The organism is Lentzea rhizosphaerae (assembly GCF_042649515.1).
GTDB classification, from domain to species: Bacteria; Actinomycetota; Actinomycetes; order Mycobacteriales; family Pseudonocardiaceae; genus Lentzea; species Lentzea aerocolonigenes.
This window is the reverse complement of record NZ_JBHRZI010000005.1, coordinates 189,626-213,308: the sequence shown is the minus strand read 5'-3', so window position 1 is coordinate 213,308 and position 23,683 is coordinate 189,626. Positions and strand designations below refer to the sequence as shown.

At 69.3% G+C, this 23,683-nt stretch carries 18 protein-coding genes; 15 read left to right on the top strand and 3 right to left on the bottom strand.

Translation table 11 applies throughout. The features are described 5' to 3' along the window. Positions 1-4: 4 nt before the first annotated feature. The 3 genes from ACFOWZ_RS04150 (at position 5) to ACFOWZ_RS04140 (ending at position 5,169) form a co-directional block, all read left to right on the top strand. Positions 5-3,094, top strand: coding sequence for a non-ribosomal peptide synthetase (locus tag ACFOWZ_RS04150; protein WP_382368884.1), 3,090 nt, complete (start codon positions 5-7; stop codon positions 3,092-3,094). Continuing rightward, entirely contained in the window at positions 3,087-4,244 is a 1,158-nt protein-coding gene (locus tag ACFOWZ_RS04145) for an acyl-CoA dehydrogenase family protein (protein WP_382368881.1), read from the top strand. The genes ACFOWZ_RS04150 and ACFOWZ_RS04145 overlap by 8 nt, the downstream gene beginning before the upstream one ends. Positions 4,245-4,473: 229 nt before the next feature. After that, the gene (locus ACFOWZ_RS04140) at positions 4,474-5,169 is read left to right on the top strand and encodes a thioesterase II family protein (protein WP_382368878.1); all 696 of its coding nucleotides are present in this window, start codon (positions 4,474-4,476) and stop codon (positions 5,167-5,169) included. On the opposite strand, the gene ACFOWZ_RS04135 is transcribed toward ACFOWZ_RS04140, so the two are convergent. The 3 genes from ACFOWZ_RS04135 to ACFOWZ_RS04125 are packed head-to-tail and all read right to left on the bottom strand — an operon-like array spanning position 5,164 to position 9,462. Continuing rightward, positions 5,164-7,872: a BREX system ATP-binding domain-containing protein gene (locus tag ACFOWZ_RS04135; protein WP_382368875.1), complete on the bottom strand. Its 2,709-nt coding sequence runs from the start codon at positions 7,870-7,872 to the stop codon at positions 5,164-5,166. The genes ACFOWZ_RS04140 and ACFOWZ_RS04135 overlap by 6 nt on opposite strands. Before the next feature lie 22 nt (positions 7,873-7,894). Then, positions 7,895-9,190, bottom strand: a complete 1,296-nt coding sequence (locus ACFOWZ_RS04130; protein ID WP_382368872.1) for a metal-dependent hydrolase family protein — start codon at positions 9,188-9,190, stop codon at positions 7,895-7,897. Between the two features lie 20 nt (positions 9,191-9,210). Then, positions 9,211-9,462 (bottom strand): hypothetical protein, encoded by a 252-nt coding sequence (locus ACFOWZ_RS04125; RefSeq protein WP_382368869.1) that lies wholly within the window; start codon positions 9,460-9,462, stop codon positions 9,211-9,213. A 300-nt stretch (positions 9,463-9,762) separates the two neighbouring features. On the opposite strand from ACFOWZ_RS04125, the gene ACFOWZ_RS04120 reads away from it, so the two are divergent. The 12 genes from ACFOWZ_RS04120 (at position 9,763) to ACFOWZ_RS04065 (ending at position 23,589) form a co-directional block, all read left to right on the top strand. After that, positions 9,763-10,404: a TetR/AcrR family transcriptional regulator gene (locus ACFOWZ_RS04120; protein ID WP_382368866.1), complete on the top strand. Its 642-nt coding sequence runs from the start codon at positions 9,763-9,765 to the stop codon at positions 10,402-10,404. Positions 10,405-10,445: 41 nt separating this feature from the next. Beyond that, the gene (locus ACFOWZ_RS04115; RefSeq protein WP_382368863.1) at positions 10,446-10,631 is read left to right on the top strand and encodes a hypothetical protein; all 186 of its coding nucleotides are present in this window, start codon (positions 10,446-10,448) and stop codon (positions 10,629-10,631) included. Next, positions 10,628-11,035, top strand: coding sequence for a hypothetical protein (locus ACFOWZ_RS04110; protein ID WP_382368860.1), 408 nt, complete (start codon positions 10,628-10,630; stop codon positions 11,033-11,035). The genes ACFOWZ_RS04115 and ACFOWZ_RS04110 overlap by 4 nt, the downstream gene beginning before the upstream one ends. Then, positions 11,032-11,196, top strand: coding sequence for a hypothetical protein (locus tag ACFOWZ_RS04105; RefSeq protein WP_382368857.1), 165 nt, complete (start codon positions 11,032-11,034; stop codon positions 11,194-11,196). The genes ACFOWZ_RS04110 and ACFOWZ_RS04105 overlap by 4 nt, the downstream gene beginning before the upstream one ends. 457 nt (positions 11,197-11,653) lie before the next feature. Beyond that, positions 11,654-12,202 (top strand): TetR/AcrR family transcriptional regulator, encoded by a 549-nt coding sequence (locus ACFOWZ_RS04100; protein ID WP_382368854.1) that lies wholly within the window; start codon positions 11,654-11,656, stop codon positions 12,200-12,202. Between the two features lie 496 nt (positions 12,203-12,698). Next, entirely contained in the window at positions 12,699-13,895 is a 1,197-nt protein-coding gene (locus ACFOWZ_RS04095) for an HNH endonuclease signature motif containing protein (protein WP_382368851.1), read from the top strand. A 755-nt stretch (positions 13,896-14,650) separates the two neighbouring features. Beyond that, entirely contained in the window at positions 14,651-15,673 is a 1,023-nt protein-coding gene (locus ACFOWZ_RS04090; protein WP_382368848.1) for a LacI family DNA-binding transcriptional regulator, read from the top strand. 189 nt (positions 15,674-15,862) lie between these two features. Further along, a complete protein-coding gene (locus ACFOWZ_RS04085; RefSeq protein WP_382368845.1) occupies positions 15,863-18,019 on the top strand; it encodes a glycoside hydrolase family 36 protein in 2,157 nt (718 codons plus the stop codon). Next, the gene (locus ACFOWZ_RS04080) at positions 18,016-19,317 is read left to right on the top strand and encodes an ABC transporter substrate-binding protein (protein ID WP_382368842.1); all 1,302 of its coding nucleotides are present in this window, start codon (positions 18,016-18,018) and stop codon (positions 19,315-19,317) included. Before ACFOWZ_RS04085 ends, ACFOWZ_RS04080 begins: the two co-directional genes overlap by 4 nt. Next, positions 19,317-20,246, top strand: coding sequence for a carbohydrate ABC transporter permease (locus tag ACFOWZ_RS04075; RefSeq protein WP_382368839.1), 930 nt, complete (start codon positions 19,317-19,319; stop codon positions 20,244-20,246). The genes ACFOWZ_RS04080 and ACFOWZ_RS04075 overlap by 1 nt, the downstream gene beginning before the upstream one ends. Further along, complete coding sequence (locus tag ACFOWZ_RS04070; protein WP_382368836.1) at positions 20,243-21,052, top strand: carbohydrate ABC transporter permease; 810 nt, start codon at positions 20,243-20,245, stop codon at positions 21,050-21,052. Before ACFOWZ_RS04075 ends, ACFOWZ_RS04070 begins: the two co-directional genes overlap by 4 nt. A 17-nt stretch (positions 21,053-21,069) precedes the next feature. Then, a complete protein-coding gene (locus tag ACFOWZ_RS04065) occupies positions 21,070-23,589 on the top strand; it encodes a hypothetical protein (protein ID WP_382368833.1) in 2,520 nt (839 codons plus the stop codon). Positions 23,590-23,683 lie beyond the last annotated feature (94 nt).

Sequence of the window (23,683 nt, the reverse complement as noted above, 5' to 3'; positions counted from 1 at the left end):
AGTGATGGCGAAGAACATCGAGGACCTGTACGGCCTCTCGCCGATCCAGCAGGGCCTGCTCTACGAGCAGCTGCACCAGCCGGCCAGTGGCGTGTACGTGGAGCAGCTCAGCATCACGTTCGCCGGTGCGATGCGCCCTGACCTGTTCGGCCGGGCCTGGCAGGCGGTGGTCGACCGGCACCCGATCCTGCGCACGTCGTTCCACTGGAACGACGAGGGAGAGCCGCTGCAGGTCGTGCACCGGAGCGTGTCGCTCCCGCTCGACCTGCAGGACTGGCGCGACCTGCCGGCGGACGAGCAGGAACGGCGTTACCAGGCGTGGCTCGTCGAGGAACGCCTCCAGGGCTTCGACCTGACCGCGGTGCCGTTGATGCGCGTGTCGCTGATCCGGCGCGACGAGGACACCTGGACGTTCGCCTGGCGCTTCTCGCACCTGCTCATGGACGGCTGGTCGTTCGGGCTCGCGATCATGGACTTCTTCGCCTGCTACCGCGCGCTGTACCGGGGTGAGGAGCCGGGCCTGCCCGAAGCCGTGCCGTACCGCAACTACGTCGGCTGGTGGCACGGCCGGACGACGACGACCGAGGAGAAGTTCTGGCGGGAGGAGCTGGAGGGCTTCGAACCCGTCGCCCCGCTCGGTTTCGCTCCCGACCCGGTCGAGATCGGCGTGATGGGAGTGCACGACTACGTGCACATCACGCTGGGCGACCTCGCGGACGAACTGCAGGTGCTGGCGAAGCAGCACCAGCTCACCCTGCCGACGATCACCCAGGCGGCGTGGATCCTGCTGCACAGCCGGCATCTCGGCACCGATGACCTCGTCACCGGCGTGACGATCGCACACCGGCCACCGGATCTCCCCGGAGCGGGCGGCATTCTCGGCCCGATGATCGTGACGCTGCCGGTCCGCGCGAAGCTCGACCCGGCGGAGCGGCTGTCCGACTGGCTGCGCCGGTTCCAGGCCGAGCAGGCCGTGATGCGCGAGCAGTGGTCGCTGCCTCTCGTGGAGATCCAGCGCCTCGCCGACGTGCCGATGCCGTTGCTGCAGACCACCGTGTCGTACGAGAACGTGCCGATGCCGCAGTTCCAGCTGGACGACGTCGAACTGTCCCTTGTGGACGCCGTGTACGACGGGCGGACGCACTACCCGATCACCATGGTCATCATGCCCGGCGACGACATGCCGTTGCGCATCATGCACGACCTGCGGCACTTCGGCAGGGATGCGGGCAGGACCGTCGCGGCGCAGCTCCGCGCGCTGCTCGAACAGATGGTGCGCCACCCCGACACCCGCATCGGGGACTTCGATCCCCGGCCCCGGGAGGAGATCGCGGCCTTCGCCGCCCACGTCGCCGAGCCGCTCGTGCCGGTGCCGCAGGGCACGCTGCCGGACCGGTTCACGCAGTGGGTGCAGCGGCAGCCGACCGCGGTCGCGGTGCGATGCGGTGACGTCAGCATGACCTACTGGCGGCTCGACCAGACCGCCAACGGGATCGCGCACCTGTTGCGGGCACGGGGAATCGGCGCGGGGTCCCTGGTGGGCCTGTGCGTGGAACGCTCGGCCGACCTGGTCGTCGCCGTGCTCGCGGTGCTCAAGGCGGGAGCGGCGTACGTGCCGCTCGACCCGGAGTACCCGCCGGAGCGACTGCGGTACCTGGCCGACGACGCGGACCTGCCGCTCGTACTGGCGAGCGGTGCGGTCGCCGAGGTGGCGTCCGCTCTGGGACGTCCCGTGCTGCGGCTCGACGACAGGACGCTCTGGCCGGAGGCCTCCGCGCCGCCGGCCGTCGACACGACCGGTGACGACCTCGCCTACGTGCTCTACACGTCCGGCTCGACCGGTCAGCCCAAGGGTGCGCGCGTCACGCACCGCGGCGTGCTCTCGTTGCTCGCGGCCGCGCAGGAGACGTTCGGTTTCGGCTCCGAAGACGTGTGGACGCTGTGCCACTCCTACGCGTTCGACTACACCGTCTGGGAAATGTGGGGAGCGCTCGCGCACGGCGGCGCAGTCGTCGTCGTGCCACCCGGTCTGGCACGTGATCCCCTTGCGTTGCAGGACCTGGTGGCCGCGGAAGGCGTGACGGTCCTCAGCCAGACGCCCGCCGCGTTCGAGCAGTTCGCCCCGCGCGACGACCTCGCGCTGCGCTACGTGTTCCTCGGCGCGGACCGGCTCGACCCGCGCACGCTGAAGCCCTGGGCCGAGCGGGACGTGACGCTGGTGAACCTGTACGGGCTCACCGAGACCAGCGTGGTCAGCACGTTCCACCGGATCGGCAGGGACGAGATCGAACGGGGCGACGGCGCGAGCGTGATCGGCTCCCCGCTGCCGAACCAGCGGCTGTACCTGCTCGACCCGTCCGGAAGGCCGGTTCCGATCGGGGTTCCCGGCGAGATCCACGTGTCCGGGCCCGCGGTCGGGCTCGGCTACCACGGGCGAGACGAGCTCACCGGCCAACGGTTCCTGCCGGACCCGTTCGCACCGGGCGAGACCATGTACCGCACGGGCGACCTCGCCCGCCGGCGCCCCGACGGCGAACTGGAGTACCTCGGCCGCGCCGACGGACAGGTGAAGGTGCGCGGGTTCCGCATCGAGCCGGGCGAGATCGAGTCCGAGCTGCGGGCACATCCGAACGTCCTGTCCGCCTGCGTGATCGTGCGGTCGGGCGCGCTGATGGCCTACGTGGTGCCGGACGGCTCACGCGTGCCGGAGGCAGAGCTGTATCTGCACCTGCGGGAGCGGCTGCCCGCGCACATGGTGCCCGCCGCCGTCGGCTGGATCGACGCGGTGCCGATGACACCGAACGGCAAGATCGACCACGCGGCGCTGCCCGACCTGCGGGTCGCCGGCCAGGCGGAGCAGAAGGTCGCGCCGCGGACCGATCTCGAACGCCGCGTGGCGGATGTCGTCGCCGCGCAGCTCGACCTGGAGGACGTCGGCGTGCTGACCGACCTCGGCCAGCTCGGCCTGCACTCCGTGCTCGCCATGCGGTTGTCCGCCGCGCTGAAGGCGACGTTCGGGGCCGACGTCCCGGTCAGCCTCCTGCTGGTGAACCCGACGGTGGAGCGGATCGCGCAGGCGGTGGCGGGTGACTGAGCAGGAGTGGCGGGACACCGTCCGGGAGTTCGCCGAGCGGGAGATCCGGCCCCGGTCCGCCGAGATGGACCGCACCGCGCGGCTGGACGCGCTGCTGCGCGACGAGTTGTTCGCGTCGGGTCTCATGGCGGTCGAGATCCCGCGCACCTACGGCGGCAGCGGCAGAACCCTCTTCGACGCGATGGTGAGCATCGAGGAGGTGGCGCGGGTCGATCCCGGTGTCGCGGTGGTGGTCGACGTGCACAACGCGTTGATCGTCAGCACGATCCTCCGGCTGGGCAACGGTGATCTCAAGCGCCGTTTCCTGCCCGCGCTCGCCCGCGGCTCGATCGGCGCCTTCGCGCTGTCCGAGGAGCAGGCGGGCAGCGACGCGCTCAACCTGAGGACCGTCGCCGAGCCGGTGCCGGGCGGATTCGTGTTGCGCGGCCGCAAGAAGTGGACCAGCAGCGCGGTGCACGCCGACCTGTTCCTGGTGTTCGCCACGTCCCAGGACGGCAGCGAGGCCTCGGCGTTCCTCGTCGACCGCGGCGCAGCAGGCCTGACTGTCGCCGAACCGACCGACCAGCTCGGCGTGCGGGCAGCGGCGACGGCCGCGCTCACGCTGGACGGCGTGCGGGTGCGGGCGGTGGACGCGGTCGGCGGTGTGGGCGCCGGCCGGTCGGTGGCCTTGGCGGCGTTGGACATCGGCCGGCTCGGCATCGCGGCGCAGATGGTGGGTCTCGCCCAGGGCGCGCTCGAGCTGAGCCTGCGGTACGCGGCGCGGCGGGAGCAGTTCGGCAGTCGGATCAACACGTTCCAGGGCGTGCAGTTCCCGATCGCGTCGGTGGCGACTCGGGTGCAGGCCGCACGGGCGCTGACCTACGAGGCGGTGCGGGCGGTCGAGCAGGGCTGCACGCCGGTCGAACGGTTGCGGTTGTCCGCCATGGCCAAGCTGTTCGCCGCCGAGGTCGCCGAGTACGCCGCCGGGGTCGCCGTGGAGGTGCACGGCGGGATCGGGTACGACCGGGCTCATCCGGTGGAGAAGTTCTTCCGGGACGCCAAGGCGGGCATGATCTACGAGGGCACGGAGAACATCTTGCTGCGCACCATCTTTCCGACGCTGGCCGTTCCGGCGGACGTGGGTGTCGCCGTTCCGGCCGGGATCGGGTGAGTGCGTGCGTTCTCAGGTGGATGAACGGCGCTTTTGTCCACCTCAGGTGGACAAAAGCGCCGTTCATCCACGTCGGGACCTGGGCTGGTGAGGCCAGAGGTTTTCGGACAGAACCCCAGGTCGCGCAGAGGTCAGGAGCGGATGTGTCCTCTGGTGTTGTGCTTTCCGCGTGCGAGCCGACCGGCCCGCACGCGTCAGATGGTCCGGTCGGTCAGGGCGGAGTGAGCGCGTGCGTCCTCAGATGTTCTGTTTTCCCTACGCGGGCGGTTCGGCGCGGGCGTACGCGCCGCTGCGGCAGGCGCTCGACCAGGTGGCCGACGTCCACCTGGTCGAGCTGCCGGGACGGGGCAGCCGCATCCGCGACCGGCCGGTGGACCGACTGGCGCCGTTGCTGGACGACCTGGTTCCCGCCCTGCTGCCCCACCTCGACCAGCCGATCGTCCTGTTCGGACACAGTCTGGGTGCGGTGCTGGCGTTCGAGACCGCGCGGCTGCTGCGCAGGCGCCACGGGCGAGTGCCCGCCCGGCTGATCGTCTCCGGGCACCGGGCGCCGCACCTGCCGTTGCGGGAGGCGAGGATTCACCACCTGCCCGACGACTCGTTCGTGGTCAGGCTGCGCGAGTTGAACGGCACGCCGGACGAGGTGTTGCGCAACGCGGACCTCATGCGGTTGCTGTTGCCCGCGTTGCGCGCCGACTTCACGGTGTCCGAGTGCTACCGGCTCTCTCCGGAGGAGCCGCTGGACTGCCCGATCTCGGTGTACGGCGCGACGTTGGACCCGGACATCCCGATCGCGGATCTGCACGCGTGGGCCCGGCACACGAGGGGACGGTGCCGGGTCGACGTCTTCGCTGGCGACCACTTCTTCCTGCACACCCAGGAGGCCTCGCTGATCAAGGCCCTGTGCCGCGACCTGCGCTCATGAGTCGTGCCCCAGCATGTCGGACAGCTCGCTGCGGCCGGTGATCCGCAGCTTGCGGTACACCTGGGTCAGGTGCATCTCCACCGTGCGGCGGGTGACGAAGAGGGTGCTCGCGATCTCCTTGTTGGTCCTTCCGCCCACCGCGAGCCTCGCCACCTGGCGTTCGGTCGCGGTGAGGGAGTCGACGCCGTGCACGCGGCCTCGCGCGCGGCCGCCGGCCTCGCGCAGCTTGCGTTCCAGCGCGTTCGACAGCACCGTCGCGCCCGCCTCGTCGGCCAGCGCACAGCCTTGTTTGAGGCGGTGCCGGGCGTCGCGTGCGCGGCCGGCGCGGCTGAGTGCGCTGCCCAGTTCGCCCAGCGCCACCGCCAGATCCAGCTGCGCGTCGCTGTCCTCGAGCACGTTGATGGACTCCATCAGCAGATCGAGTCCCGCGTTGCCGCCCACCGCCTGACCGGCCGAGCACAGTGCTACGCCCAGCCGGTGCGCCCGGCAGCCCTGGCTGCGGGCCTCCGCCAGTTCCTCGTCGGCCAGCCTGCGTGCGGTGTCGCGGTCACCGAGCGCCAGCAGCGCACGGACCGCGTGCACCCGCCACGGCACGGCGTACGGCCCGCGATCTCCCCAGGAGGACAGCAGCTCCCCGCAGCGCAGGACGTCCGACAGCCCGCCCACCGGGTCGCCGAGCGCCTGCCGCAGCCGTCCCCTGCCGAGCAGCAACGTCACCCGGTGCCAGCGCGGCGGGGCGTCGGCGTCGAGCTCGGTGTCGGCCAGCAGTCGCGAGGCCACCTCCAGGTCACCGCGTTCCAGCACCGTGTCGACCAACGGGCCGAGTGCCGCCATCAACGGCGCCTGCCGGACCTCGCCGTCCAGCGTGCTCAGCACCGCCAGCGCGGCGTCCGCGTCCACCGCCGCCTCGGTCACCCTGCCCAGGCGCAGCAACACCTCGGCCCGCAGGCTTCGCGCGAGCACTTCCCGCACCGGGCCCTGGCGTTTCGCCGTCACCCATTCCGTGGTGTACGGCAGGATTCGGTCGTAGTGCCCGGTGGACAGCACCGCCCGGGCGGTCATCAGCCACGCCAGCGGCAACCCCGGCGATCCGGTCGGCGCCAGCAACCGCCACGCCTCACCGGGTTCCACGTCACAGGCAACCGCACCGGTCAGCGTCGCCGCGATGCGCTCCGCCCCGTCGGTGTGCTTGGCGCGCTGCAGCCGCCGGGTCGCGCGCAGAGCCGCCGCCCGCAGCGCCGGGTCGTCGATCGCGGTGGTGACCAGCTGCAGCTCGATCCGGGTGCGCAGGGGCTCGTCCTCGGAGGTCGAGGACACCACCTCCTCCAGCAACGCGACCGCTTCTTCCGCGCGCCCGAGGGAGTGCAGCGCCTGCGCCTGTTGGATCGCGACGGCGGCACGGTGCCGCACGTCCGTCATCTGGTACGCCTCGGCGAGGTGTTCGGCCGCCTGGCTCGGCGCGAGCTCGAGCTCGGCGAGGCCGAGGAGGTGCACGATCTTCATCCTCGCCTCGTCCGGGAGCGAACGGGAGAGCAGTTGCCGCAGCAGCGGTACCCGTGCCTGGGCCGTCTCGCTCTCGTGCAGGCCGTGCACGACGTCGATGAACAGCTGAGTGGCCAGCGGCGACTCGACGGCGTCGGAACCGAGCAGGAACGACACCACCGCGCGCGGTGAGGCCTGCGACCGTTGCAGCTTCTCGGCCGCGACGAGGTGCAGCACCGGCCGTTCGACCGGCGAGATGGCGTTGCGCACCGCCGCCGCGACCACCGGGTGCTGGAACGCCACCGTGTCCCCGGTCCGCAGCAGCCCGAGCTCGGTCATCGCCATGACCGCGTGCGCCGCGTCGGTCGACGACACCCCGGCGACCTCGCTCACCAGCGGGAGCCTGGCGTGGTCACCCAGCAGAGCCACGGCCTGCGCCACCTGCGCGCACGCCGGCGCGGTGTCCGGCAGCCTGCCGAGCAGCCACGGGTGGATGCTCGGCGGCACGACCTCGCTGATCGACGACGGGAGCTCGGAGTACCAGGTCAGCGCTTCCAGCACCTCGCCGACCAGGAACGGGTTGCGGCCGCACCACCACGCCAGCGCGGCGGGCAGCCCCGGTGGCACGGATCCGAGCGCCTGCGCGACGAGGTCGCGCAGCGCCGTCCCGGGGAGCGGACCCAGCCGGATCCTCGACGTCGAGCTGTGCGACCGCAGCATCTCGCCCAGCAGCACCGGATCGGGACCGTTGGCACCGCTGAGCTTCGAGCAGAGGATGGCGACCGGCCACCCGCTCGTGCGCCGGCTGAGAAACGCGAGACAGTGCAACGAGGACAGGTCGCACCAGTGCAGGTCGTCGACCACGATCAGCACCGGCGCCTGCCTCGCCGCGGCCAGCACCGTCCTGTGCACGTCGCGGCAGGCGGCCTGCAGGTCCTCCTGGCCGCCGGGACTGTCGCGGTCGGGGGCCTCGTCCGCCCACCCGCACAGCCGGCGGACCAGGTTGAACTCGAGGTGGGACTCGTACCGGCTGGCACCGGTCGAGAGCACGACGAAACCGCGCCGTTCCGCGGCACTCGCTGCGGCCCTCAGCAGCGTGGTTTTGCCCGTGCCGGCACCGCCTTCGACGAACAGCACGGCGTCGTGCCCCCGCGCGACGACGTCGAGACGCTGTTCCAGCCCGATCAGGTCGGGAGGGACGGGTGGCTCACACAAGTGCACTGTGGACCGAGGATGGGGAAGCCTAACTCCGAGTGGTGTCGATTCGACGTCGAAACTCATCAATCGTCCCCGTTGTCGTATCGGTGTGCGCGCCCTTGACCGGTTCTCCCCGTCGCCACACGTGCGTGACGAGTTCCGGTCGTGTGAGCACGGAAATGTCGGCGACCGGGTCGGCGGCGAGCGCGATGACGTCCGCGTCGTAGCCCTCCGCGAGCAGACCGGACCTGGGCGCCTGCGCGCCCAGGGTCGCGGGTGCCGCCGCGGTTCCCGCCTCGATCGCCTCCAGCGGGGTCATGCCCGCGGCGACGAGGTGTTCGAACTCCGCGCCGTTGCGGCCGAAGGACAGGGGAGTGCCGGGCAGGCTGAGTCCGAGATCGGTGCCCGCTGCCATCGGCACACCCGCTGACAGTGCGATCTGCATGCTGGTCAGATGTTCCTCGGCCAGCCGTGCCACCTTGGACCGCCAGTGCGGTGGCAGCACGGCGAGGTTCGCGTGCAGTGCCGCGAAGATCGTGCGTGTGGGTACGAGGACGGCGCCGCTTTCCTTGATGGCGGCCGCGGTCTCCTCGTCGATCTGGCTGCCGTGTTCGATGGTCGTACAGCCCGCGGCGACGGCGGCCAGCACGCCCTTCTTGCCGTGGCAGTGCGCGGCGACCGCACGGTCCGCGCGTCCGGCTTCCTCCACGATCGCGCGGAGCTCGGCGTCGCTGAACTGCCGGTGGTACGGATCGTCCATTTCGGACACGACGCCGCCCGAGGTGCACACCTTGATCACGCGTGCGCCCTCGCGCAGCTGCAGCCTGGTCGCCTTCAGGCACTCGTCGACGCCGTCGGCGAGAATCTGCATTCCGTTGGCACGGCACGGATCGCTGACCGACTCGTAGGGCAGCCGGTGCGCGTCGGAGTGTCCGCCGGTCTGGCTGATGACCTTGTTCGCGCTGTAGATCGACGGCCCGCGGACCGTGCCTTCCGCGACCGCGGTCGCGAGGTGCACGCCGTAGCCGCCGAGGTCGCGGACGCTGGTGAAACCGGCCTGCAGCAACGTTTCCGCGTCCTTCACCGCACGCGCCGTCGCGAGCGGTGCCGGGGTGAGCATCATTTCCTGGGTGCTCGCTCCCTCGCGCACCCCGGCGAAGTGCACGTGACAGTCCCACAGGCCCGGCATGACGACGGGCACGGAGACAGTCGGGTGCGACTCGGGCGGGGCGCCGTCACGCGGGCCCGCATAGGAGATTCGGTGGCCGTCGACGATGACGGTCGCGTCGGACAAGGGTGATCCCCTGCCGGGAATCATCACCTCCGCATCGATGCGGTACATGCAATTCCCCCGGATGATCGTCAGTGTGGCTTGCGCGCCGGCATGTCGAGGCTCGGCAGTGCGGCTTCCAGAGGCCCGTCCCGGTCGTCCGGGACGAACTGCTCGCAGATCACGACCGCGCCGCCGGGTTTGATGGCCTCATCCACCTTGCGCGGCAGCGTGACGTCGTGCCCGCGGGGAAGGCGTTCGCAGGTCAGGGAGTTGCCGGGTGCGCCGGAGAGGCCGACGGACCTGGCCGGTGCGGCCGCTGTGCAGGCGGACGTCGACCGCATCGCCGAGTGGACAGTGCCTCTTGCCGGGGATGAGGAACTCCTCGGCCACGGCCGCAGCCAACGTCTTGCTCATCCCGAAACCACTCGCGATTGGTGTGAGCGGCATCGGTCTCACCCGATCCACACCTGCAACCACACGCCATTCCCCCTTATGGGCACAGAAATCGAGTGACTCCCCATTGACCGAACACGTGTCAGACAGGAATGACTGACCGTCAGTCATCACTGTAGCCCGCCCGGACTCGATTGGGAACCTTTGGTATCGGTAGCGGCCGAAAGCCTTGCGTGCACACTGTGTTCGTGAAGGACGGAGTACGAGGGCGGGTCGGCCGGGCGGGGCCGCTGAACCGGGCCCGCATCATCAGGGCAGCGATGCGGGTGGTCGAACGCGACGGCGTCGAGGTGCTGACGATGCGGCGGCTGGCCGATGAGATCGGGACGGCGCCGATGTCGCTCTACCGGCACGTCGCGGACAAGCGCGAGGTGTTGCTGGAGCTGCTCGATGCCGTCTCCCGGCAGATCACCGACCGGCCTCTGCCTGCATCGTCTGATCCCGGCAGCCGGTTGGTCGAGACCGTCGTCGAGGTTCACCGAGTGCTCGAGGCCAACCGCTGGGTGGTGCAGGCCGTGCTCGCGGTCGAGGAGTTGCCGCCGAGCGCTCTGCGCCTGTCGGAGCACATGTTCGCCGCGATGCGCGTGGCCGGGTTGGACGAGCGGACCGCGGCCGCCGCGCACACCGCCATCTGGCACTACACGTGGGGACACGTGTTCTTCGGCCACCTGTCGGCGACCTCGGCGCGGGCCTACGACCGTGAGGAGCCCACCGGCCGGGCGCGGTACGAGGAGCTGGCGCACGTGATGCCCGCCATGCTGGAGCAGAAGAGCCAGGACGTCTTCCGGGAAGGCCTCAAGGCCATGGTGGACGGGTTCCTCGCGCGCTGACCGCTTGCTTGGTGGAAACGAGTTTCGGTTAGCATGGCTTCGTGCGTATGTTGTACGCAAGTCGTGACCTGTCTCCTCGACGGCACGGACGAGCAGGTCCGGGAGGCTGTCACCGCCGCCGACGTGTCACGATCGCCCGTGCCCTGGTGAAGGACACGCCGATCGTGCTGCTCGACGAGGCGTCCCGCGCGGCGGGCCGCCGCATCACGTCGGGGCCGCGGCCATGAGGATCGACCACGACGGGCCCTGCGGCGGTCACGACCTGGAGGACGTGTACCTGACGCACATGCGCGCCGCGCGCGACAACAGCTTCGCCGCGACCGTGCGGCAGATGTTCACCGAGCGGCGTGCCGCGGACCTGCGCACCGCGTGCTGGGCCGCGGCGCAGCTCGCGGAACAGCACTCGCACGGCTCGGACGTGCAGGCGCTGGCCTGGGCGCGCCGGTGCTGCCACGCGTACGCGGAGTACCGCGCGGCGGTCGTACCGGCGTGGGTGCGCGCGATGGCCGCGCTCACGGGTGTCGCGCTGCCGATCGACGACGTGGCGCGGGAGAACGAGGACCCGCTCCACGTCGCGGTGCAACGGGTCCGGTGGCAGTGGGCCGAATTGCGGGAGTTGAGCTTCGGGTGAACGGGACCTCGAAGCGGGACACGTTCCGGTTGCTCGGGTTCCCGCACGCCGGTCAGTACCTGCCGATCGGCTTCTTCCACGGGCGCAGTCGCACCACCGCTCCTGGCTGCCGCGGACCGATCTCGGTGCGCTGGGCGGTGTTCCTGTTGCCGCTGAGCTGAATCGGTGTGACCGGGGGGCAACGCGCCGGTGCCGCCGATGCTCGTCGACGCGGGATTTCTGGTGAAACGCCTCGGCCGCAAGCGTGTGCTCGCGTTGTCTTGTGGGGGACAGGGACCTGGTGCTGACCAGCGTCGGCTTCTTCGTTTGGTCGTCGGGAGGCACGTTGGCCGTCGCGGTCGCCGATCGAGTGGGGTATCTTCCGATCCTGCTCGGTGCCGCCGTGTCCGTCCTGACGGCGGCCGTCGTGAACGGTCGGTTGAAAGACCTTCCGGTGGTGGTCGTCCCGCAGAGGTCACCGGACAACGTGCCGCTCGCGGGTGCGCGATCGACTTCGAGTTTCCGCCGTACCTCGAATCGACGTGCCGGCCTGCAGCGCATACTGGGGCGCCAGCACAGGTGGGCGTGAGGATGAGGATGACGGCAGCGCGGAACACAACGGACAAACGCAGCCAACTGTTGGACGCGGCGGAACAGATCATCGTCACGAAAGGACTGTCAAGCCTGACGGTCGACGACGTGACGGGAGCGGCGGGTGTCGCGAAGGGAACGTTCTACCTCTATTTCCAGTCCAAGGCCCACGTCGTGGCCGCACTGCAGGAACGAGTGGTCGAGCGGTTGATCGCGCAGCAGCAGCTGCTGTTGTCCCGGCTGCCGGAGGACGACTGGCTCGGCAGGCTGGAGGCGTGGATCGTGGAGATGATCAACGGTTACATGCACAACGCGCATCTGCACGACGCGTTGTTCGCCCATGCGCCAGGGGATGCGGACGTGCAGACAGGTGTGTCGGCGGCGAACCGCCATCTGCTGATGTTGTCGACACTGCTGAGCGATGGCGCCGACGCCGGTGTTTTCTCCATCGACCAGCCGAAGATCAACGCGGTTTTGTTGTACGGCGCGATCCACGGCGTGCTCGACTACGTCGTCCACCACGACAAGTCCATCTCGCAGGACCTGGTGATAGAGGAAGCGTGCGAGTTCGGTCGCAAGGTGGTCGGAGCTCACTAGCGCGTCGCGACGAAACCGCGGCATCGCAGAGTGTTCGAGTTCGGCGACGAGGTTGGTGGCGCGGGTCGGCTTGGGGTGGTTCGGCGCGGGTTTCAGCGGGGTGGTCACCTGCCATGCGACGTCTCGCCTTGCGTTGGTGGTTGCGCAGATCGTATGACGAGCTTTGGTTGCGTCATCGCCGCTTCGCGACGATTGCGATTGGGGCTTGACTTCGGGGCCCTTGCGAGGCGCTGTGTCGGGCGGAAAAGGTCGGATGCTCCGCACCCGCCCGATCCGAAAAGGCTAGCACCTCGCTCCCAAAGTCAAGCCCCAATCGCATTCGTGCGTGGTCGCGTTGGGTTGTTCGGCTCACGTCATTACCGCTTGCCTGCGTTCGCAGAGCCCTGTCCGGCTCGCCTTCGGCATCGCGTTCGGGGTGGGGTCGGCTGGGTGATTCACTCGATTGTGTTCGCACTTTCCCGTTATCTTGCTGTGATCTTGCGGTAGAGTAGAACACGTGATCGAAACCCGCCTCCTCTCCACCGACGAGCTGCTGCGCAGTCTCGTCGACGAGGTGACGGAAATCCGGGTCCGTGAAAATGCAGCGTTGCAGATGATTGCCGAGTTGGATCGGCGTGGAGCCGCGAGCGAGCTCGGGTACAGGAATCTGCCGCAGGTGTTGCGGCATGTTGTCCGCTGGGATCTGCATGTCGCCACGCGGTGGATCGACACCGCCGCACTGCTGACCAGCGAGATCACCCCGACTGGCAGCGAACTGGCTCCGGTGCTTCCGCTGACGGCGCAGGCGGTGGCCGAGGGCGCGTTGTCGGTCGAGCACATCGCGGCCGTCGCCGCGGTCATGAAGACCGTGCCCGCAGAGCACGAGGCGACCGTGGTGGGCTACGCCCGCACCTTCGAGCCCCGCACGGTCCGTACCCTGGGCGGGAAACTCGCCTACTCCCTCTATCAGGACGACCCCGAGCCTCGCGAGCCCGACCCGACGCCGCCGCCTGCGAATGAGCATTCGATGCAGTGGAAGAACGGGCGGCTGGAGATCCGGGCGAAGCTGGACAAGGTCACCGGCGCGAAGTACGAGGCGCTGCTCGATCCCTTGGCCAAGCCGCGCCCGGACACCGGGGAGGGCCCGGACCCGCGCACCCGCTCCCGACGCGAAGGCGACGCCCTGGCCGAGCTGATCGAGTTGATGCTGCGCGCCGACCAGCTGCCCGAGCACGGTGGTGAGCCGGTCACGATGACGGTGACCTTGCGCTACGAGGATCTGGTCAAGCAGGTGGGCGAGGCGATGCTGGACACCGGCGAGCACCTCCCCGCCGATCAGGTCCGCCGGGTGGCTTGCGACGCGGGCATCATCCCCGCCGTACTGGGTGGCGAGGGTCAGCCGCTGGACATCGGCCGCAAGACCCGTAGCTTCCCGGCCCGCATCCGCCGGGCCCTGGTTCTCAGGGATCGTGGCTGTGCCTTCCCGGGCTGTGACAGACCGCCCCGGCACTGCGACGGCCACCACGTCCGGCATTGGGCCGACGGTGGGGACACCTCGGTCGACAACGCGGTGTTGCTGTGCCGTGCGCACCACACGCTGATCCACCAGAGCAAGTGGGAAGTCCGGATGATCAACGGCATCCCGACCTTCTACCCGCCGGCCTGGCTCGATCCGCAACAAAGACCCAGACGCAACCTGATCAACACCGCCTGACCACGGCCAAGCGGTGCCGCTGAAGCCCGCCCCGGCCACGGCCAGGCACTCTCGCTACCGCTGCCGGGCCACCGCCAGGCACCCTCGCCAACGCCGAGAACCAACGGCGGCATGGGGCGGCCGTTACCCCCTGCCTCGTGGTACTACAGCCGCGTAGAGACAATTCCGGGAGGCGATTCCCGCGAGGCTAATCCGGCGAGGGCAATCCGCGAGATCAATCCTGCGGAGCTAGTCCCGCAGAGGTAATCCCGCATGAGCGTCCCGCGTGGTCACGTCCAGTACAGTCAATCTCGCGGAGCCGAAGCCAAGCACCCAACAACCGCGATGGCGAAGCCGAGCCGGACAGGGCTATGCGTCATCGGGCAAGCGGTAATGACGGAAGCCGAACAACCCAACGCAACCACGCACGATTGCGATTGGGGCTTGACTTTGGGCGCGAGGTGCTATGCTGGTTGGATCGGCCGGGCTCTTATTGCCCGGCTTTTCAAGGCCGATGAGCGCCTCGCAAGGGCCCCGAAGTCAAGCCCCAATCGCAATCGTCGCGAAGCGGCGATGACGCAACCAAAGCTCGTCATACGACCCAACGAAACCGCCAACGCAAGACGACACGACGCACGCCCCAACGTGCTCAACGCGGTCAGTGGGAAATGTCGCCGACACGGCAGTGTTGCGAACGGCCACCGTCCAGGAAGGACGGTCCGTGACCGTCGGCCGCGACTTTGACGCCGCGACCGGCAGCGATCACGATTGGCGGCGTGACACGACGATCTTCCGCCACACCGAGCATCCGGGACGTCGCGGCCGCGGCCGGCGTCTCGCACCAGACCGTGTCACGGGTGCTGAACGACTCGCCGCGGGTCAACGCCGACACCCGCAGGCGCGTGCTCGAGGTCATCGAGCGGCTCGGCTACCGCCCGAACCGCGCCGCCCGCGCGCTGGGGTCGGGCGTGTCGAACACGGTGACGGTGGTGGTGGCCAACACCACGCTGTACGGCTACGCCGCGACGTTGCAGGGCATCGAGGAGGCGGCGCGGTCCGCGGGTTTCGCCGTGGGTGTCCGCGTGGTCGAGTCGGACGACCCGGTCGACGTCCAGCACGCGGTCGAGCACGTCAGCGACCCCGACGCGGGCGGCGTTGTGGTGATCGCGTTCGACACCGCAGGCGCCGAGGTGCTGCGCGCTTTGCCGCCGCAGGTTCCCGCGGTGGCCGCCACGGAGGCCGGCGGCCTGGCGGGAACACCGCGCTCGATGATCTTCCTGGACGAACGCCAGGCCGCCGTCGACGCGACCACGCACCTGCTGGAACTGGGCCACCGCACGGTGCACCACGTGGCGATCCCGTCGGAGAGCGGCACGAGTGCCCGCCAGTCGGGGTGGCGCGCCGCGCTCGAAGCGGCGAACGTGCCGGTGCCCGAGGTGCTGACGGCGGGCTGGGACGTGCGGTCCGCGTACCTGGCGGGGGCCCGGCTGGCGGCCGACCCGGACGTGACGGCGGTGTTGTGCGGCAACGACGACACGGCGCTGGCAGTGCGGCGCGCGCTCTACGAGGCCGGGCGGGACGTGCCGGGAGACGTGAGCATCATCGGCTTCGACGACGTGCCCGGCGCCGCCTACTGGACGCCGGCGCTCACGACGGTGCGGATGGACTTCGTGGGACTCGGCCGGGCGTGTCTGGCGGCCATCGCCGCGGAGCTGGCAGGGGAGCCGCGGCAGGTGATCTCGCTGGCGCCGCCGTCGCTGGTGGTGCGTGAGTCGACGGCGCCGCCGGCTGCGTGCTGAGTCGTGGGTGGTCTGGGGAAGCGAGTCGTGGTGGGTGACCACTCCACCGCGGTTCGTGGTCCGCGAGTCCGCAGCCCCTCTGCCGTAACAACTGCGTAACGCACCCTTTCGCGAACGTTGTGTTAACGCTCACACTGTGCCGACGATGTGACCGGTCACACCGAATTGACCAGCATGAATGGGGCGACAGTGATCTCAATCGAGTCCAGCACCGGCGTGGCCTGGGGGCATTCTGCGCTGGAACTCGTGGTGGACGTGGCCCCGGACGGATCGGTCGCGGTGCGCTCGCTCTCCGCCGGTGGTGACGCGGCCGACTCCACAGGTCGCTCCTCCGCCAACGCCCCCACCGATCACCCCCTCATCGCCCAACCCCTCGTCGAGGTCCTCGTAGCAGGCCACGGCCGAGCCAGGGTCTCCCACCGCTTCTCCGAAACCGCCGTCGGCCGGCGCCTGGTCTACGCCGGTTCGGCCCGCCGCACCGACGGCAAGTGGAGCGAGCTCCACGTCGACCTGCGCGACGAGCAGACCGGGCTGGCCGCGCGCACCACGTTCCGGTCGGTCGACGGGGTTGCGGCCTGTCAGATCACCACCACGGTGACCAACCGGGGTCCGGAGTCGTTGACCCTGCTGGGTCTCACTTCCTTCGCGGCCGGTTTCAAGGCGAAGATCGAGGACCTCGACGTGCTGCGGGCCGACAGCGAGTGGCTCGGGGAAGGCCGTTGGACCCGCCGGCCGTTGCGCGAGAACGCCTTGCCCGACCTCAACCTGGAACTCCACGGCCAGGACGGGCGCGGCAGCCTCAAGGTGGTCAGCACCGGCACGTGGTCCACGGGCACGGTTCTGCCCACGGGTGGTCTTGTCGACCGCCGGACGAATCAGGCCTGGCTGTGGCAGATCGAGCACAACGGGCCCTGGCGGTGGGAGGTGGCCGAACGAATGGACGGCGCCTACCTCGCGTTGCTCGGGCCGACCGACATCGACCACCAGTGGCAGCACCGGCTGCTGCCCGGCGAGTCCTTCACCTCTGTGCCGGTGTCGGTCGCGGTGTCACAGTCCGGTGTGGACGGTGCGATTGCGGCGCTCACGAAACATCGCCGCGAGATCGTGCGGCCGCACCGGGATCGGGCCGCGCTTCCGGTGGTGTTCAACGACTACATGAACACGATCATGGGTGATCCCACGACCCAGAAGCTGCTGCCACTGGTCGACGCGGCCGCGGCGGCCGGTGCGGAGGTGTTCTGCATCGACGCCGGCTGGTACGACAACGGGTCGAGCTGGTGGGACGGCGTCGGTGAGTGGCAGCCGTCGGACACCAGGTTTCCCGGCGGGATCGAAGAGGTGATCGCGCACATCCGCGATCTCGGCATGGTGCCGGGACTGTGGCTCGAGCCCGAGGTGATCGGCGTGCGCAGTCCGATGGCGGAGCGCCTGCCCGAGGCGGCGTTCCTGCAACGCGGTGGTGTCCGGCTCGTCGAGCACGGGCGCTACCACCTGGACCTGCGCCATCCCCGTGCCGCCAAGCACCTCGACGACGTAGTTGACCGGCTCGTCGAAGAGCTCAACATCGGGTACTTCAAGCTGGACTACAACATCGACGCCGGTGCCGGTACGGACTTGGCGTCGGACAGCCCCGGCGCCGGCCTGCTCGCCGCCAACCGGGCGCACCTCGCGTGGCTCGACGGTGTTCTCGACCGGCATCCCGGTCTGATCCTGGAGAACTGCGCGTCCGGGGCCATGCGGATGGACTACGCGATGATGGCCCGGATGCAGCTGCAGTCGACCAGCGACCAGCAGGACCCCCTGCGCTACCCGCCGATCGCCGTGGCGGCACCGATGTCGCTGTTGCCGGAGCAGTCGGCGAGCTGGGCCTATCCGCAGCCGGACATGTCCGACGAGGACATCGCCTTCACGCTCTGCACCGGGATGCTCGGCCGGCTGTACCTGTCGGGGCGTCTCGATCTCATGACGGCCGCGCAGCTGGAGTCCGTGCGGGCCGCGGTGCGCGTCCACCAGAAGATCCGGGCGGATCTCGCGACCTCGGTTCCGTTGTGGCCACTGGGTTTGCCCGCGTGGGACGACAGCTGGCTGAGCCTCGCGCTGACCTCCGGTGACGTCACCTACCTGGCGGTGTGGCAGCGCGACAGCGACCAGGAGAGCGTCACGTTGCCGCTGCCGCACCTGGGCAAGAGCGACATCGACCTGGAAGTGCTCCACCCTCGCGACCTTCCCGAGTGGACGTCCACTTGGGATGGACAGAATCTGACCCTGACGGCCCGGCGACTGCCGGCCTCGGCACGCCTGTACCGGATCACAACGATTCCCTCACCCGAAGGATCCACCCGATGAAGAGCTGGATCAGCGTTGCGGCAGCCCTCCTGCTGGGGCTCACCGCGTGCAGCGACCCCGGTGCGGACAGCGCCGCCGGCGGCCCGGTCTCCTGGGCAGACCCCACCGCGTCACTGAGCGGTGTCGAGCTGACCGTCTGGGCGGCGCAGAACAGCAACACCGTGCCGGAGCAGGTGGTGGCGGCGTTCGAGAAGGCGACCGGTGCCGAGGTCGACGTCGTGACCATCCCGGACCCGTACGAGCAGGGCGTGCAGACCAAGGTGGCCACCGGTGACAAGCCGGACCTCGCCTTCTGGCAGCCCACCGCGTCCATGCTCACGGCCATCAACGCCAAGACCAACCTCCAGCCCCTCACCGACGCGCCCTGGCTCGGCAAGCTCGCGCCGGAGCTGAAGGACATCACCGGCATCCTCGACGGCACCCGGTACGCCGCGCTGGTCACCAGCCCGGCCGTCGAAGGCGTCTACTACAACAAGGAAGTCTTCGCGGCCAACGGGATCACCGAGCTGCCGAAGAACTTCGACGACATGATCACCAAGGCCAGGGCGCTCAAGGCCAAGGGCGTCACGCCGTTCTTCGAGATGGCGGGCGACCGCTGGGCAACGCAGTGGTGGGTTCAGGTCCAGCTCGCCGACGCCGCCAAGAACGGGCTCTGGGAAAAGATCAACACGGGCAAGGAGACGTTCACCAGCCCAGTGGTCGAAGACGCGATCAAGAAGTACAAGTCGCTGATCGACGAGGGCCTGTTCAACGCCGACATCAAGACCGCGAAGTTCGAGGACCAGGGCGCCGCGCTGCTCGACGGCAAGGCCGCGATGGCGGTGCAGGTGAACTCGTTCTTCGGGCAGCTGCAGGCGAAGTCCGACACCGCGACGCTCGACAAGAAGATCGGGTTCTTCCCGATCTCGCCCTCCGGCAACGTCGGCACGTTCATCCCGGACCAGTCCAACGCCCTCGTCGCGTTCCGCACCGGTGACGCCAAGCGCGAGGCCGCCGCGAGGCAGCTGCTGTCGTACTGGATGGGTCCCGGCTACCAGGAGTTCGTCAACGCCCGCAAGACCGTCTCGTTGCAGCCCGCGGTCGCCAACCCGGCCGGTGTGCCCAAGGCGCTGCTCGACGTGCACGCGTCGCTGGGCACCGCGGTCGGCTCCATGCAGGCGCTGGCCGTCGCGAACCCCGACCTGTACATCAACCTCGCGGACATGATCGCCGGGACGATGACACCGGAACAGGTCGCGAAGGCGACGCAGGACCAGTTCGCCCAGCTGGCCAAGGCGGCAGGGGCGCCGGGGTTCTGATGTCCGTCACCTCCTCAGCAGTGCGGGAGCGGTCGCCGGCGCGGCCGCTCCCCGTGCCGGAACCGCCGCGCCGCAACCACATCAGGCGGCAGACGCACCCGATGTGGTTCCTGGCCCCGGCTTTCGCCATCCTGCTCGTCTTCTTCTTCCTGCCGACGCTGTTCAACTTCGTCTACGCGTTCACCGACTGGTCCGGCTTCAAGAGCGCGATCAACCCGGTGGGCTTCGACAACTTCGCCCAGCTCGCGGCCGACGGCACGTTGCTGCGCGCAGTGCGGATCACGCTCGTCTACGCCGTGCTGGTGGCGTTGTTCCAGAACCTCTTCGGCTTCGGGCTGGCAGTGCTGCTCGAACGCGACACGACGCTCAACCGCGTGGCGCGGATCTTCTTCCTGGTGCCCGTGCTGATGTCCGCACTCGCGGTCGGCTACATCTTCCAGGCGTTGCTGAAACCGCAAGGGAGTCTGAACCACCTGCTCGGCATCGACTACGCGTGGCTCGGTGACACCACCTGGACGATCGTCGTGGTCGCGGTGATCCACGCGTGGAAGTGGATGGGGCTGTCGATGCTCATCTACCTGGCGGGCCTGAAGACGATTCCCGAGGACCTCATGGAGGCGGCGCGCATCGACGGCGCCTCCCGCACCAGGGCGTTCTGGAGCATCAGGTTTCCGTTGCTGGCGCCCGCGGTGACGTTCAACGTGGCCACCGCGCTGCTCGGGTCGATGAACGGCTTCGACATCGTCCAGGCCACGACCGGCGGTGGACCGGCACGCACCACCGAGATCCTCAACATCTTCATCTACCGCACGTTCGGGCAGGGCCTGTTCGCCCAGGCCACCGCGATGAGCCTGGTGCTGTTCCTGCTCGTCGCGCTGCTGGCGTTCCCGGTGATCCGGACGTTGCGCAGGCGGGAGGCGGTGCTGTGAGGAAGGCTCAACCCTTCGCCGTGACCGCGCTCGTGCTCGTGGTCATCGGCATCCCGCTGTGGCTCGTCGTGGTCACCGCGGGGAAGTCCCAGGGCGAGGCGCTCAACCCGGATCTCTCCCTGCCGCAACACTGGCAGCTGCTGGAGAACCTGCGCCAGGTGTGGACCGAAGGTGAGGTGCCCGCCGCGTTCTTCGGCAGCCTGCTGGTCGTCGTGCCGACGGTCGCCCTGCTGCTGACGTTCGGGTCGATGGCGGCGTGGGTCCTGGCCCGCCGCGCGACCCGGCTGAACGCGGTGCTGTACGCGTTGGGCATCAGCGGGATCGTGCTGCCACCCGCCGTCGTCACGGTCGTGTTGTTGCTGCGTCAGCTCGGGCTCGCGGGCTCCGCCATCGGCATGATCGGTGTCTACACGGGGATCTACCTGTCCACGGTGATCTTCTTCGTCACCGGCTTCGTCCGGACGATCCCGCCGGCGCTGGAGGAGGCCGCGCAGATCGACGGCGCGGGCCCGCTGATGGTGTTCTGGCGGATCGTTCTGCCGTTGCTGCGGCCGGTGCTCGCCACCGCGACGATCCTGATCTGCCTGTACGTGTGGAACGACGTGTTCTACGCGTTCTTCGTCGTCGGCGGCCGGCTCGACACCCTGCCGCTGAACCTGTTCCGCGTGGCGAGTGCCGGTCTGTACCTGAACAACTGGCACCTGATCTTCGCCTACGTGGTGCTGATGAGCCTGCCGCTCGTCGTCGTGCTCGCCGTCGCCCAACGAAAGATCATCTCCGGCATCACCGGCGGTGCCGTCAAGTGATCCGAAACGGAGCTCCGATGCGTGTCCCTGCCTGCGCGGTCGTTGCCGTGCTAGCGCTCTCCACCCTGTCCTCACCGGCCGCCGTCGCCGCGACCGAGACCCTGCGTGTGGATCTCGCCTCCTCGACGGGCGCGTTCCGCGGCGGCGCCACGGGCATGCTCTACGGTCTCGGCGACGAAGGCGTGCCGTCCCAGGACCTGATCGCGGGAATGCGGCCGCGCAGCATCTCCCAGAAGGCGCCGGACGGGGACCAGCACCCCAACGGCGACGCGCTGAAGCTCGCCGACGGCTACTTCGCCGCGGGCGGCACCGAGATGCACATCTACGCGCAGGACGTGTACAGCAAGTGGCCGTACGAGGACCTGGGCATCGACGACTACGCCGCGAAGTTGCGGCCACAGCTGGAGAAGGTCGCCCAGCGCCCCGACCGCGACAAGTTCGTGTGGACGATCTTCAACGAGCCGGACGGCATCTGGTACTCGGACTGGGCGAACAAGAAGCAGAAGTTCTTCGCCGACTGGACCAGGATCTACCGGCTGGTGAAGTCCGTGCTGCCCAACGCGCGCATCGCCGGCATCGGTGAGACCCGGTACCGCGCGGACCACCTGCGCGAGTTCCTCACCTACGCCAAGGCGAACAACGTGCTGCCGGAGTTGACCAGCTGGCACGAGCTCGGCCCGGACTCGCTGGCGAACTACCGCAAGAACTACGCGGAGTACCGCGAGATGGAGAAGCAGCTCGGCATCTCGCCGAGAGAGATCGTCATCAACGAGTACACCAACAAGCGCGACACCTCGGTGCCGAGCCAGATGGTCCAGTGGATCACCATGCTGGAAGACACCAAGGTCGACGGTCACATGGCGTTCTGGTCCATGGCCGGCAACCTCAGCGACCACGCCGTGCGCGCGAACCGTGCCAACGGCGGCTGGTGGCTCACGAAGTGGTACGGCGACTTGTCCGGCAACACGGTCAAGGTGACGCCTCCGCAGCCGAACGTCAGGGACACGTTGCAGGGCATGGCGACCCTGAACCGCAGCGCTGCCAAGGCGACGGTGCTGCTCGGCGGCACGGCGAACGACGTGAACGTCGCGCTCACCGGAATCGACCGCAAGGTGTTCGGCGACCAGGTCGACGTGCGGATCTCCAAGACCAGCTGGAGCGGCTACGAGGGTGACGCGGGCCAGCCGCCGGTGGTCGCGGCGTCACGGATCCGCGTCGCGAACGGCGCGGCGACGGTCAAGGTGCCCGGTGGTGACCAGCTCGCCGCGTACCAGGTGATCATCACGCCGGCCTCGGGTGCGGCCCCGGTGGCGAACGCGCCGTGGCAGGCGAGCTACGAGGCCGAGAACGGCACGGTCGAGAACGCCCGGGTCTACGTCCAGGACGACGGTTCGGGCTCGTGGGACATGGCCATGCGCTACACCACGTCCGGCCGCAAGGACGTCGGCTCCATGAACCGGCCGGACTCGCGCGTGACGGTCAACGTCACCGTGCCGCGCACCGGCACGTACAAGCTCGGGGTCTTCTACGGCACCAACGCGGTCGTCGGCCAGCAGGCCCTCTACGTGGACGACGCCCACGTGCGGAACCTGACCCTGCCCGCGACGCTGGGCTGGACCTACCGCGGCCGGTACGACACGCCGGTCCAGCTCACCGCGGGCACGCACCGGATCTCGTTGCGCACCAGCGGTCCCGGCGGCTACCTCGGTGGCTCGTCGGACATCACGCTCGACCGCGTCGATCTCACCGAGGTCACCGGTCCGGAAAGGACGGTCTACCCGCTCTCCGAAGCGCGTGGCTCCAGCGCGATGCTGCGGGCGGGCGAGTCCGTCACCACCTACGTGTCCGCGGCCGAGGACGGGTACTACCGCCTCGACACGACGCTGACCGCGACCGGCAGGAGCACGCTCGGTCTCACGCTCTCCGGCCGCAGGGTCACCGGCGCCGACCTGACCACCACCTGCGCCGGTGCGTGGAGCGGCAGCACGACGGTGCACCTGAAGGCGGGCATCACGGAGGTCAAGCTGTCCAACGAGGGCCGCACCCCGCTCGCCACCGGCACGCTCACGGTCACCCGTGACGCCGCGGCCGACCGCAACGCGGTCCGCGTCGAGGCCGAGGCCGGTCAGCTCGCGGGCGGCGCGACGATCGCGTCGAGCCCCTGGGCGTCCGGCGGTTCCTACGTCGGCTACCTCGGCAACAACGGCACGCTGACGGTTCCGCGCACCGGCGTCGGTGCCGGTCAGTACAACCTGACCGTCTCCTACGCCCAGGCCGACAAGAACACCGGCCACCCGTACAACACCGACATCATCAACCGGTCGCTCGTCGCCACCGAGGCGGGCGGCAAGGCGACGGCCGCGCGGTACCGCCACAACTACACGTGGGACGGTTTCTGGCTGGAGACCTCGCCGCTCGACCTGGTCACGCAGTCCGGCGCGGTCACGTTCGGCAATCCCGGTGCGTGGGGACCGAACGTCGACTGGGTCCAGTTCGCCCCGCTCGTGGTGGCGAACAAGGTGACCCGGCGGTCCTGAATGATGAACGGCGCTTTTGTCCACTTGAGGTGGACAAAAGCGCCGTTCATCACCGGTTTGCGATCTTTGTGAGCAGTCCGACACTACGTGATCT